Raw genomic sequence first — 13,216 nt, 5'->3', positions numbered from 1 at the left:
CGGGAGGGGGCGCCCCCCGGAGGATGTTTCTTAGTCGCGCAAGGATTCTTCGCGCAGGCCGTCGGCCAGCAGGTTTAGGCCCAGAACGAGGCTCAGAAGTGCAAGCGCGGGCGCGATGGCCGCGTGCGGATAGAGCGACAGCAGGCGGCGGCCTGCGTTGATCGTGCTGCCCCAATCCGGGCTTTCACTTTCCAGCCCGAGGCCGAAGAACCCCAAAGTGCCGAGAAGGATCGTGGTATAACCGATGCGCAGGCAGAAATCGACGATCAGCGGGCCACGCGCATTGGGCAGGATCTCCCACAGCATGATGTACCACGGGCCTTCGCCACGGGTCTGGGCGGCGGCGACATAGTCGCGCGTTTTGATGTCCAGCGCGAGGCCGCGCACGATGCGGAACACGGTGGGCGAATTCACGAAGACGACCGAGACAAAGACCACCAGCACGCCGGCGTCGATATCGAAGAGGTCAATCATGCTCGGCAAGCCGGGGATGCGGTAGGTGTCTGTGGCCACGATCGCACCGTCGGTAGACACCAGCGACAGGTACAGCCAGCCGACAATACCGAGCACCACGATCAACAGCGGCGTGCGGAACGAAGGCTGCGTATAGTAGCGCGAGTTCAGCAGCACCGCGAGGAAGATCAGCGGGAAGATGAACAGGAACACGGCCATATAGTTCGGGATACCGGTGAGTACGATTTCGGGTGTCACCAGCAGGTAGAACAGCAAGATCACCGGAAACGCGAGGATCAGGTTCGCCAGAAAGCTGAGGATCGTATCCAGCCGCCCGCCGTAGTAGCCCGCCGGCAGGCCCAGCGTGATCCCTACCATAAAGGCAAAGAGCGTCGCCAAGGGTGCGATCTGCACCACAACCCAAGAGCCTTTGATCAGCCGAGAGAAGACATCGCGGGCAAGATTATCCCCGCCCAACAGGAACCACGGGTATTCTCCCTCATCCGGGCTGCGCAGCGGGGTGCCGGGCAGCTTGTTCTTCATACCCGAAGTTTGGCTGAGGCTGTCGTGCGTCACCAGTAGGTCGAACAACCCGCCAAAGACTCCGGTGAAGACCCAGAACATGACGATGGCAAAGCCGATCATGCCCACGGTGCTGTCGAATAGCTTGCCGTAAAGGCCAAGGCGGCGTTTGAAATGGATAGAGACGGCGAAGGTCAGGATCAGCGCGATCCAGACCGGCAGCATCTGCTGCGACATGCCGCCGAAGATGCCCGCCTGCGGCCCCATGAAGGCACCGGCGACGATATAGATCAGCACCACAAGGATCAGCAGCGCAAACAGCAGGATCACCGCGCGGTTCAGCCCGCCCGCCACACCGCCACGACGTGCGACGGTGCCGTCGGGGTTGATTTCTTGCGCCTCACTGGCAGGCAGCAAGGAAACGACAATCTGTGCCGCGACAGCCAAAGCCAGCATCACGCAAAGGCCGAGGAAGATGATGTTGAGCCCCGCAAGAGACCCGGTCCATGTCAGTTGTTCCATGTCCATGCTCCCTTATGAAATGCGAATGCGCGGGTTGAGGAAGACGTAGCCGATATCTGAGATCAGCTGCGTCACGAGGACAACGATCACCGACACGACCGAAACCGCGAGCAGCAGTTCGATGTCGTTGTTCGCCGCCGCTTGGACGAGCAGCCAGCCGAAGCCCTTGTAGTTGAACAGGGTCTCGACAATCACCACGCCGTTCAGCAGCCATGGGATTTGCAGCATGATCACCGTGAAGGGCGCGATCAGCGCGTTGCGTAGGGCGTGTTTCAGCACGATCTCAGAGAATTTCACCCCCTTGAGCCGCGCGGTGCGGATATACTGCGCGGTCATCACCTCGGTCATCGACGCCCGCGTCATCCGGGCGATATAGCCCATGCCGTAGAGTGAGATGGTCAACACCGGCAGGAAGAAGTTCCAAAAATTGGCGTCTTTCATGGCAGACGTCGCGGAGCCGAGAAACAGGGTTTTACTGTCGATCCAGCCCCATTCCGCCAGAAGCGGCGACAGACCAAAGCGCGAGGAGGCCAGCACCGCGATGAAGATCACGCCCGAGACATATTCAGGCGTGGCCGTGGTGGCGATGGAGAAGGTCGAGAGCGAGCGGTCAAGCTTGGAGCCTTCGCGCATGCCCGCCAGCACACCGACGATCAGCGCCGAGGGGACCATCAGCATCAGCACCCAGAACATCAGCTTGCCGGTCAGTGCCAGCCGCGTCAGGACGGTTTCACCGACGGGTTCTTTGAAGACGGTCGAAAACCCCCAATCGCCTTGCAGGATGCCGCAGCGGGTGGGGCGCGCCTCTACCGGGGTGCCGGGGGCGAAACAGCGGCCAAAGGTCTCTTCGGGCGTGTCGCCTTCTGTGACCCATCCGGGCAACACGCCCAGCCATTCGCCGAATTTGTCGACGGTGGGTTGCAGATAGCCGCGGCTTTCAAGGTAGCTGGCCACGGCCTCGTCGGACATGCGGAAGTTGCCTTGGGTTTTGGCGAGCTTTTCGAGGTTCGGATAGAGATTGGTCAGCCAGAATACGATGAACGTCAGGCAGAGCGCCGTCAGCAACATCACACCCAGCCGGCGCAAAATGAATAGTCCCATGTGGTCCCCTGTGGCAGGGTCGGGCGGTGACTTGGCCCGACGATGCGGCCTTTGTGGCCTTTTTGATTTGTGCGGCGCCATGACAGCGCCGGTTCTGTTCGCGGCAGACGTTGCTGCCTGTGCGCACTGTGATGCCCAAGACCCATTGGTGGTCTTTCCCAGCGTCACGCGCTTGGTCGTTGATCTGACTGTTTTCAGAGCAGTTCAGCCATCAGGCACAGAAATTGGTCGCGCGTCAACATTCGGCTGAGCCGTTTGAGGGAGTTTTTGCGACATTTTGAGGGTCTGAAAGCGACATTTCGGGCGCGGATCAGCGCAGCTTGCTGGGGGGAAGACCGCTGTGCTGCTGCATGAAACGGGTGAAATAGGCAGCGGAGCCGAAGCCCAGAGAGGCTGCGATTTCGGCGGCGGTTTGATCGGTTTCGGCCAACAAACGCCGGGCGGCGTGGCAACTGCGTTCGGTCAAAAGATCGGCGGCGGATTTGCCGGTGGCCGCTTTGACGGCGCGGGTCAGATGGGTCGGCGTGACGCCCAGTTCCGCTGCGTGATCGGCCATGCTGCCACCCTTGGGCGCGCGCTGGGCGATCAGGGCGCAGAACCGCGCGCTGAGCCTGTCGCCGGCCTTGGGCCGGGGGGCGGCATGTTCGTCCGACATCATCTGACGGCGGAGCCATACCGATATCAGCGCAACCTGAGCCTTCAGCGCGTCTTGTTGCAGGGGGCGGCCTTGCTGAACCTCCCGCTGGGTCTGTTCGATCAGGGCCGCGATTTCGGATTGGGCCACACCGTCGCGGATGCGCAACTGGCGCGGCATTTCGGGCAAATGCACATCGCTGTTTTCGGGGATCAGCACCGCGTGGCCCAGACATTGATAGCCCAGCTCCAGCGCAAAGAGCGACCGCGCCGGTATCCAGAGCGCGTTGTGGGGGCTGATGCCCCGGCGTTGCCCATCCAGCAGCAACCGACCCTGGCCCCGGGTGATCCAAATCAGCAGATGGTGGTCGCGCTCATGGGCGAGGGTCAGCCGCCAGTCTTGCCCCGCCGAAAGCTGGGCCAAGGTCTGGGTTTGTATCTGCGTTTGGGGCACGCGGCGCTTTCGTCGAGAAATGGCAACCCTGTCGGGACAATCTACAACGTCAGGCTATCGGATGGTTGGAATAACGCAAGAAACTGTGTGCGTCCTGCGGTTATTGCGGCGTCACCCGATGCCAATCTGCCATTTTGCTACGCATCCAAGTGCGCTGCCGCTTGGCGAAACGGCGGGTGGCGACCACGGCGGCTTCGCGGGCGCGGTGCAGGGGCCAATCGCCGTCAATGTGGCGGATCAGTTCCGGCACGCCGATGGCGCGATGGGCGGGCAGCGTGGGGTCATATCGCGGGTGCAGGGCGGCGACCTCTTCCAAGGCGCCTTGCTCTAGCATCAGGTCAAAGCGTTGCGCGATCCGGGCGTTGAGCCAATCCCGCTCAACATCGAAAACGATCGGCATACAGTCCGCGAGCGGCAAAAGCGGCGCGCCGGTATCACCTTGCCAGTCCGACAGGCCGCGCCCGGTGGCCTGCCACACTTCCCATGCGCGCTGCACCCGCGCGCGGTTGCGCTGGTCGATGCCCGCGGCGGTCTCGGCATCCAGTTGCGCCAGCAGGTCTTCGAGCGCCATGTCATCGCCTTGGGCGCGGACCTCTGGCGGGGTTTCCGGTATCTCAGCCAACCCCTGCGTCAGAGCCGCGAAATAAAGCCCGGTGCCGCCGGTGATGATCACCCGCTGATGGCCGCCCAGCAGCGGAGCTACCTCGCGCAGCCAATGGCCGGTGGAATAGGACGCATCTTCGGCCAGATGACCATAGAGCAGATGCGGCGCGCGGGCCTCTTCTTCGGCTGAGGGCCGGGCGCTGATGATGCGCAGGGGCGCATAGACCTGACTGGCATCGGCGTTCACGATCACGCCGCCCTGCGCCTCGGCAATCGCAAGTGCGAGCGCCGATTTGCCACTGGCGGTCGGCCCGGCGATGAGCACAGGCCGCTCGGGCGGCAGCCCCTGCAACAGAGCATCAAACTGGGCCTTGGGAATATCCGGCATTTCTTTGCGTCTTCCTTACGTCCCGCATTGAACCTTGGACGTATTTGCGACATTTTGGCGCGAAATGAAAACCCTTCACCGCCGTATGGCTCAAATCTCCCCCGGTTGGTGAAATAATAAGGTGTGCCCGATGTCCCAAGACACCCCCCAAGTCTCCTTTAACCGCGTGATGCTGAAGATTTCCGGGGAGGCGCTGATGGGTGACCTCGGCTATGGCCTGCACCCGCCAACCGTCGAACGCATCGCCCGTGAGGTGCAATCGGTGCACAGCCTTGGCGTCGAGATCTGCATGGTCATCGGCGGCGGCAATATCTTCCGCGGGCTGCAAGGCTCGGCGCAGGGGATGGAGCGGACCACGGCGGACTACATGGGCATGCTCGCCACGGTCATGAACGCGCTGGCGATGCAATCGGCGCTCGAAGGTCTGGGCATTCACACGCGGGTGATCAGCGCCATCACGATGAACGAAGTGGCCGAGCCTTACATCCGCCGCCGCGCCGTGCGCCACCTTGAGAAGAAGCGGGTCTGCATCTTTGCCGCGGGCACCGGCAACCCCTATTTCACCACCGACACTGCCGCGACCCTGCGCGCCAATGAGATGTCTTGCGAGGCGATCTTTAAGGGTACCAAGGTCGATGGCGTCTATGACAAAGACCCGGCCAAGTTCGACGATGCCAAACGCTATGACATGGTTAGCTATGACGACGTGCTGCAAAAGCGGCTTGGCGTGATGGATGCCTCTGCCATCGCTTTGGCGCGGGATAACAACCTGCCGATCATCGTCTTCTCGCTGGATGAGCCGGGCGGGTTTCAGGGCATTCTGGCCGGGCAGGGCACCTATACGCGCGTCGGTTAGACCAGCGTCAGATTGCAGGGGATCGTCCGACGGCAAGGCGATTGGCCTGAGGCCGCCGCGTCTCTCGCAAAGGGGGCGCAGCTGGCACAGGGTGGCGGAATAATGGGCAGTTGTGAAAGCGCCGCGCCACCGTTAGAAAGCCGTAACACAAGGAAACAACAAGCAGGCTCGCCATGTCAGACGAATTTATGCTCGATACCGATGATCTTGAACGGCGGATGAACGGCGCAATTGCGTCGCTTCGGACCGAGTTCGCATCGCTGCGCACAGGGCGTGGCTCGGCCTCTATGCTGGAGCCGGTGATGGTTGAGGCTTATGGCCAAATGACCCCGGTGAACCAAGTCGGCACCGTCAACGTGCCAGAGCCGCGCATGGTGACGATCAACGTGTGGGACAAAGGTCTGGTCGGCAAGGTTGAAAAGGCCATCCGCGAAAGCGGTCTGGGCATCAACCCGCAGCTCAATGGCACCATTATCATGCTGCCGATCCCTGAGCTCAACGAAGAGCGCCGCACCCAGTTAACCAAGGTTGCCGGGCAGTATGCAGAACACGCGCGCGTTTCGATCCGCAACATCCGCCGCGACGGGATGGACCAGATTAAGAAGGCCAAGAACGACGGCGCGATGTCCGAGGATGACCAGAAAATCTGGGAAGGCGAAGTGCAAGACCTGACCAACCGCTTCATTACCCTCATTGATGACCAGCTTGAGACGAAACAGGCCGAAATCATGCAAGTCTGACCCGGCCCAACGGCAGGGACACAGCACTTGAAAGAAAAGGCCGACACATGAGCACCGCCGAAATTCAACCTAAGATTGCTCCCGGTGGGCCGCGACATGTGGCGATCATCATGGACGGCAATGGCCGCTGGGCCACCCAACGCGGGCGGCCCCGGCTGTTTGGTCACCACGCCGGTGCCAAACGGGTGCGCGAAATCGTTGAGGCCTGCCCCGATGTCGGGGTGGAATACCTGACGATCTTTGCCTTCTCGACGGAGAATTGGAAACGCACACAGGTTGAAGTGGCGGGGCTTATGTCGCTGTTTCGGCGCTATATTTCCAAGGAAATGCGCAGCCTCAGCGAATATGGCGCGCGGGTGCGGTTCATCGGGGATCGCGACAAGCTGGATGACAAGCTGATCAAACTGATGGGCGAGCTTGAGGCCCATACCGCGCATAACACCCGTATCAATCTGACGATCGCGCTCAATTACGGCGGCCGCGATGAGGTGGCCCGTGCCACGCATCGTTTGGCCCAAGATGTCGCCAGCGGCAAACTTGACCCCGACAGCGTGGACGAAGAGACCCTGCCGCGCTACCTCGATACCCATGTGCTGCCCGACCCCGATCTGGTGATCCGCACCAGCGGCGAGGCGCGGATTTCGAACTTTCTGCTGTGGCAGTCGGCCTATGCGGAATATGAGTTCATCGACACGCTGTGGCCGGATTTCACCCGCGAGGAATTCGCCCGGCTCTGCGCCGCCTATGGCGGGCGTGACAGGCGGTTCGGTGCGGTCAAGACCTGAGGAGAGCTGCGATGAAATCACCTGAACAATGGTCCGACCTCCGCGCGCGGATGCTGTCTGCCAGCGCCATGATCCTGATTGGATTGCTGGGCATTTGGCTGGGCGGTGTGGTGTTTCATCTGCTGGTGGCATTGATTTGCGGCATGATGGTCTGGGAACTGGTCGGCATGCTGCGCGGGCCGGGGAAGGCGGAATCTTGGCAGCTTGGGCTGGTGACGGGGGTGGCGGTATTGGCCTCGGTCTATTTGCCGGTTGGCTTCGGCCTGCCACTGTTGCTGGCGCCCGCGCTTTTGGGCTTCGCGCTGTTGAGTGCTAACCGCACGTTATACATGAGTTTTACCGCGCTGATCCTGCTGGCGGGCTTTGGTCTGATCCAGTTGCGCGATGACATGGGCTTTGGCTGGCTGATGTGGCTGGTGCTGGTGGTCGTGGTGACCGATGTGGTGGGCTATTTCGCCGGTCGTGCCATCGGCGGGCCGAAGTTCTGGCCCAAGGTCAGCCCCAAGAAAACATGGTCCGGCACCGCGTCGGGCTGGGTTGGGGCGGCTGTTGTCGGGCTGATCTTTTCGTTCAACACCGGCTTTGGGCTGCAACTCGTCGGCATCTCGGTCGCGCTGTCGATGGCTTCGCAGATGGGCGATATGGCGGAATCGGGAATGAAACGTAAGATGGGCGTCAAAGACAGCTCGGCGCTGATCCCCGGCCACGGCGGTCTGCTGGACCGCTTTGATGGGATGCTGGGCGCTGCGGTGTTCTTGCTGATCGTCGGGCCGCTGATCGGCTTCCCGCCGGGCGTGAACTGATCCGCTATGCCGCGCAAGATTTCGATACTGGGGGCGACCGGGTCCATCGGTCAAAACACGATTGACCTGATCCGCCGCGCGCCTGAGGCCTATGATGTCGTGGCGCTGACCGGGGCGGGCAATATCGCGCAACTGGCGGCGGATGCGAAAGCGCTGAACGCCGAGGTGGCCGTCACCGCGCGCGAAGACCTGTTGGATGATCTACGCGACGCGCTTAGCGGCAGCGGGATTGAGGCGGCGGCAGGGTCTGACGCGATTACCGAGGCAGCATCGCGTCCGGCGGATTGGACGATGTCTGCAATCATCGGTGCCGCGGGGCTTGCGCCCGGTTTGGCCGCGCTGCGCCAAGGCGGCACACTGGCACTGGCCAACAAGGAATCGCTGGTCTGCGCCGGGGCGCTGATCATGGGCGAAGCCGAGCGCAATGGCGCCACGATCCTGCCGGTCGACAGCGAACATTCCGCCGTTTTCCAAGCGCTCGTGGGCGAGGATATGACCGCCGTTGAGCGCGTCATCATCACTGCCAGCGGCGGCGCGTTTCGCGATTGGCCGCTAAAAGACCTCGCCAATGCGACGCTCGATCAAGCCTCAAACCATCCCAATTGGGACATGGGGCAGCGGATCACCATCGACTCGGCCTCGATGTTCAACAAAGCGATGGAAGTCATTGAAACGCGTGAGTTTTTCGGAGTCTTGCCGGAGGCTATCGAGGTGCTGGTGCATCCGCAGTCGATGATCCATGCGCTGGTGGGGTTCTGCGATGGTGGGCTGATGGCCCATGTCGGCCCGCCTGACATGCGCCACGCGATCGGCTATGCGCTGCACCATCCGCAACGCGCGCCCCTGCCGGTAGAACGGTTGGACCTGACCAAAATCGGTCGGTTCGATTTCACCGCCCCTGACGACGCCCGCTGGCCCGCGCTGCGCCTCGCGCGGGAGGTGATGGCGGCGGGGGGCCTGATGGGCGCAGTCTTTAACGCGGCCAAGGAGGTGGCACTCGATGGCTTCATCGCCGGGCAGTTGCGCTTTACCGAAATGGCCGAGATTGTCGAAGAGGTGTTGGAGGCGCGCGCCGCTGACGCATCGCTGGGCCGGGGCAGCGACGAAATGACACTTGATCTGGTGGCCGAGGTCGATCATCTCGCCCGTAAGGCCGCGACAGCCGCAATTCACAAAAGAGCAGGATAGCACGTTGGACATCATGGGATTTTTGCCGGAGTTCGGCGGGCTGATTTGGACGATATTGGCCTTTGTCGTGGCGCTGTCGGTGATCGTGGCGATCCACGAATACGGCCACTACATCGTTGGCCGTTGGACCGGGATTAAAGCGGATGTATTCAGTCTGGGCTTCGGCCCGGTGCTGTTTTCGCGCATCGACAAGCGCGGCACGCGCTGGCAGTTCGCGCTGTTGCCCTTTGGCGGCTATGTGAAATTCGCGGGCGATTCCAATGCGGCGTCCGGCAAGGACGAAACCGCGATGGAGGCGCTGGCCGAAGACCCCGAAGCGCTGCGCCACACGATGCACGGCGCGCCGCTTTATGCCCGCGCGCTGACCGTGGCGGCGGGGCCGGTGTTCAACTTTGCCCTGTCGATCCTCATCTTTTTCGCCGTGGCGATGACCGCAGGCACCGCCCGCGATCCGCTCACCGTAGGGGAACTGCGGGCGCTTCCCAATGCGGCCTATGAGTTGGAGCCGGGCGACATTCTGCGCGCGGTCGAAGGCGCGCCGGTGCCCTCGCTCGCAGCCGGTGGGGGCTATGGCGATTTCTTGACGAACCTGCCGCAAGAAGCGGTCTTGAGCTATGACATCACCCGCGATGGGGCAGACCTGACCGTGCCTGGCCCCTATCTGATGCCGCCACTGGTCAGCAACGTCGCGCCGCAATCGGCAGCGCAAGAGGCCGGTTTGCGCAGCGGGGATGTGATTACAGCCGTCAACGGGCAAGAGATCGTGGCCTTTGGTGAGTTGAAAGAGGTGGTCGAAGCTTCCGAAGGGGCGCCGCAGGAATTGACCGTCTGGCGCGACGGCGAGACCCTGCCTTTCACCCTCGTTCCCAAGGCCACGGATGAGCCGCAGCCCGATGGTAGTTTCAAGCAAAACCTGCGCATCGGCATCGTCGGCGGCATGGCCTTTGTGCCCGCAACCGATACGCCCGGCGTGGGGGAGGCGCTTACCTCGGGCCTAGACAACACTTGGCGCATCATCACGGGGTCGATCTCGGGCCTGCGCGAGATGATCGTCGGCAATATCAGCACCTGCAACCTGAGCGGCCCGGTGGGCATCGCCCAGACCTCGGGCGCGATGGCGAGCCAAGGGGCGCAGTCCTTCATCTATTTCATCGCGGTGCTGAGCACGGCGGTCGGTCTGCTGAACCTCTTTCCGATCCCGGCCTTGGACGGCGGGCATCTGGTATTTTACGCCTATGAGGCCGTGACCGGTAAGCCGCCCAGCGATGGCGCGCTGCGAATTTTGATGACCATGGGCATCGCCTTGGTGCTGACCTTGATGCTCTTTGCGCTTGGGAACGACTTGTTCTGCCCATAGGGCCGGGCGGCGCCGCTGAGAGTGAAAGACAACCTGCGCCTTGCCCTTACGGGCAGGGCGTAATGCCTTGAAATGGCCTTAATTGAACAAAATCGTGCCGCAATCCTTGGCTATGGTCATCTTTCAGCAAGAAGGAACCCATGATGCACGTGTTACAAGGATCATACCGCGGCCTCAGCCTGCTTTTGGACCTTAATTGGGACCGTGCGTTCTTTGCCGCGGCCATTGCCACGGCGCTTTCTGCCGGGGCCTTTGTCGCCTCTCTCTGAATGCCTGCCAGTGCGTGATAGAGTGCCTTATCGGGTGCTTCTGCACGATCTTGGCTCATGATGTCATTCTGGCCCAACTTGCCGCATGATATGGTATATTTTCTCAGCCGTTGCTTTTGACAAACCCCGTTAACCTGCGTAGTCAGGTTGACAACAATGTCGTAAAAAAACGGGTCGGTGTAATGGGACTGAGGAACGAGGGCAGAATGCCCGTCGAGTGGGCACAGCGCAGCAATGTCGGCAAGACCCTTCGGGGGGCATCGCTTTGTGTCATGTTGTCCGTGGCCTGGCTCGTGCCGGGCAGCCAAGCGCAGGCGCAGCAATATCAGTTCAACACAGTCGTCATCGACGGCAATGAGCGGATCGGCGACAGCGCGATTCTGCGCCGGGCCGGTATCGGGCGCGGGCAGGCGGTGTCGGGCGGTCAGTTGAACGACGCCTATCAGAACCTGCAAAACTCGGGCCTGTTCGAATCCGTCTCGCTTGAGCCGCAGGGCAACACGCTGGTCATCACGGTGGTGGAACTGCCGACGCTGAACCGCGTCAGCTTTGAAGGCAACCGCCGCATCAAGGATGAGATGCTGGCCGAACTCATCGGCTCGACCGAGCGGCGGGTGTTCAACCCCAGCCAAGCCGAGCAAGACGCCGCCGCCATCGCCGAGGCTTATAGCAACGAAGGCCGTCTGTCGGCCCGCGTGCAGCCGCGCATCATCCGCCGCGACCAGAACCGCGTCGATCTGGTGTTCGAGATTTTCGAAGGCGACAACGTCGAGATCGAGCGTCTGAGCTTTGTCGGCAACCGGGTCTATTCCGACCGGCGTCTGCGCCGCGTGCTGGACACCAAACAGGCGGGTCTGTTCCGCCGTTTGGTCAAACGGGACACCTATGTCGAAGGCCGGGTTGAGGCCGACAAGCAGATGCTGCGGGATTTCTACCTCTCGCGCGGCTATGTCGACATGCGCACCGAGGCCGTCAACGCCGAGCTGACCGAAGAGCGCGATGGCGTCTTCGTGGCCTATAACATCACCGAGGGGCAGCAGTTCCGTTTCGGCAACGTGTCGGTCGAGTCCGAAGTGCCGGGGCTGAACGCCGCCGTGTACCGTGACCTGCTCAAAATCCGCCCCGGCGTGATCTACTCGCCCACTTTGATCGAGAATGACATCGCCCGGATCGAGCGCCAAGCGATCCGCGATGGCGTCGATTTCCTGCGGGTCGAGCCGGTGATTGACCGCAACGACCGTGATCTGTCGCTCAACGTGACCTACAAGCTGTCCCGTGGCGAGCGTATCTTTGTTGAGCGGATTGACATCGAAGGCAACACCACGACGCTTGACCGGGTGATCCGCCGCGAGTTTGACAGCGTCGAGGGTGACCCGTTCAACCCGCGCGAAATTCGCCAAGCGGCAGAACGTATCCGCGCGCTGCAGTATTTCGAAACGGCAGAGGTCAACGCCCGCCAAGGCTCCAGCCCCGAGCAGGTCGTGATCGATGTGGACGTTGAAGAGAAGCCCACAGGCTCGCTGAACTTCGGCGGCTCCTTTTCGAACAACGATGGTTTTGGGGTGGCGGTCAGCTTTCAGGAGGAAAACTTCCTCGGGCGCGGCCAGCGGCTGAACCTGTCGATCTCCACCGCCGAAGATGCCACGCGCTATGGCGTGACCTTTGTCGAGCCGCGCTTTTTGGGGCGTGACGTGGCGCTTGGTCTCAAGCTTGATTATGCGGAAACCAATTCGTCTTACACCAGCTATGACACCGAACGTCTGGTGTTCCAGCCCAGCCTGACCTTCCCGGTCAGCGAGAATGGCCGCCTGTCGACGCGCTATACACTCGAAGGGATCGAGATGCTGGAGCGTGATGATGAGGATAACAGCGCCACCATCGCGAATGAAATCGCGGAAGGCGCGTTGTTCTCTTCCTCCCTCGGCTACACCTACACCTATGACACCCGCCGCACCGGGCTGGACCCGACACAGGGCATTCTGTTCGAGTTCGGTCAGGACTTTGCCGGGCTTGGTGGGGATAACGAGTTTATCAAGACGACTGCCAAGATCGCGGGCGAAAAGCGCATCTTTAACGAGGAAGTGACCCTTCGCGCCACGCTTGAGGGCGGTGCGCTGGCATGGAACGGCGGCACCAACCGTGCGGTTGACCGCTTCATCCTTGGCCCGTCGATCATGCGCGGCTTTGAGCCGGGCGGCATCGGTCCGCGCGATCAAAGCAACGGTGTGGATGACGCGCTTGGCGGCAACCTCTTTGCCGTGGCCCGTTTCGAGGCGGAGTTCCCGCTGGGGCTGCCCGAGGAATATGGCATCTCCGGTGGTGTCTTCTATGACGTGGGCAACCTGTGGGATCTGAGCGATGTTGACACCACGGGCGGCACCATCGTCGGCGAAGGCGGCTCTTTCCGTCACGTGATCGGCGTCTCGGTCTTCTGGGACACGCCACTTGGCCCGCTTCAGTTCAACGTCTCCGACGCGCTGAAGAAAGAGAGCTTTGACAAAGAGCAAAGCTTTGAGGTCACGCTGCGGACCACGTTCTAAGC

The 13,216-nt window shown here is 61.7% G+C and carries 12 protein-coding genes; 8 read left to right on the top strand and 4 right to left on the bottom strand.

Translation table 11 applies throughout. The annotated features are described in order from the left end of the window. Positions 1-30: 30 nt before the first annotated feature. From K3758_RS10570 to miaA, 4 genes are all read right to left on the bottom strand, one after another. Complete coding sequence (locus K3758_RS10570; protein ID WP_259944576.1) at positions 31-1,497, bottom strand: ABC transporter permease; 1,467 nt, start codon at positions 1,495-1,497, stop codon at positions 31-33. A gap of 12 nt (positions 1,498-1,509) precedes the next feature. Further along, entirely contained in the window at positions 1,510-2,598 is a 1,089-nt protein-coding gene (locus K3758_RS10565) for an ABC transporter permease (protein ID WP_067628867.1), read from the bottom strand. Positions 2,599-2,908: 310 nt separating this feature from the next. Beyond that, the gene (locus K3758_RS10560) at positions 2,909-3,685 is read right to left on the bottom strand and encodes an AraC family transcriptional regulator (protein WP_259944572.1); all 777 of its coding nucleotides are present in this window, start codon (positions 3,683-3,685) and stop codon (positions 2,909-2,911) included. A gap of 100 nt (positions 3,686-3,785) precedes the next feature. After that, positions 3,786-4,676: a tRNA (adenosine(37)-N6)-dimethylallyltransferase MiaA gene (gene miaA / locus K3758_RS10555; RefSeq protein WP_259944570.1), complete on the bottom strand. Its 891-nt coding sequence runs from the start codon at positions 4,674-4,676 to the stop codon at positions 3,786-3,788. Positions 4,677-4,806: 130 nt separating this feature from the next. Between miaA and pyrH the strand changes: the two genes are divergently transcribed. The 8 genes from pyrH to bamA all read left to right on the top strand — a co-directional run bounded on the left by pyrH (position 4,807) and on the right by bamA (position 13,214). Beyond that, positions 4,807-5,532 carry a UMP kinase gene (gene pyrH / locus K3758_RS10550; protein ID WP_067628872.1) on the top strand — a complete coding sequence of 242 codons (726 nt, stop codon included), beginning with the start codon at positions 4,807-4,809 and terminating at the stop codon, positions 5,530-5,532. A 173-nt stretch (positions 5,533-5,705) separates the two neighbouring features. Further along, on the top strand, positions 5,706-6,272 hold the full coding sequence (gene frr, locus K3758_RS10545) for a ribosome recycling factor (protein ID WP_007120421.1): 567 nt from the start codon (positions 5,706-5,708) through the stop codon (positions 6,270-6,272). A gap of 47 nt (positions 6,273-6,319) precedes the next feature. Continuing rightward, positions 6,320-7,057, top strand: a complete 738-nt coding sequence (gene uppS, locus K3758_RS10540; protein WP_259944567.1) for a polyprenyl diphosphate synthase — start codon at positions 6,320-6,322, stop codon at positions 7,055-7,057. Between the two features lie 11 nt (positions 7,058-7,068). After that, on the top strand, positions 7,069-7,860 hold the full coding sequence (locus K3758_RS10535; RefSeq protein ID WP_120351213.1) for a phosphatidate cytidylyltransferase: 792 nt from the start codon (positions 7,069-7,071) through the stop codon (positions 7,858-7,860). Positions 7,861-7,866: 6 nt separating this feature from the next. Continuing rightward, positions 7,867-9,048, top strand: a complete 1,182-nt coding sequence (gene dxr, locus K3758_RS10530; RefSeq protein WP_259944565.1) for a 1-deoxy-D-xylulose-5-phosphate reductoisomerase — start codon at positions 7,867-7,869, stop codon at positions 9,046-9,048. A 13-nt stretch (positions 9,049-9,061) separates the two neighbouring features. After that, entirely contained in the window at positions 9,062-10,405 is a 1,344-nt protein-coding gene (rseP, locus tag K3758_RS10525) for an RIP metalloprotease RseP (RefSeq protein ID WP_409202629.1), read from the top strand. A gap of 140 nt (positions 10,406-10,545) precedes the next feature. Further along, positions 10,546-10,674 carry a hypothetical protein gene (locus K3758_RS10520; RefSeq protein WP_259950145.1) on the top strand — a complete coding sequence of 43 codons (129 nt, stop codon included), beginning with the start codon at positions 10,546-10,548 and terminating at the stop codon, positions 10,672-10,674. Between the two features lie 206 nt (positions 10,675-10,880). After that, positions 10,881-13,214: an outer membrane protein assembly factor BamA gene (bamA, locus tag K3758_RS10515; RefSeq protein ID WP_259944563.1), complete on the top strand. Its 2,334-nt coding sequence runs from the start codon at positions 10,881-10,883 to the stop codon at positions 13,212-13,214. Positions 13,215-13,216 lie beyond the last annotated feature (2 nt).

The organism is Sulfitobacter sp. W002, assembly GCF_025142135.1.
In the GTDB taxonomy this organism is placed as follows: domain Bacteria; phylum Pseudomonadota; class Alphaproteobacteria; order Rhodobacterales; family Rhodobacteraceae; genus Sulfitobacter; species Sulfitobacter profundi.
Note: the sequence above shows the minus strand (reverse complement) of the source record. Positions and strands in the feature narration are given on the sequence as shown.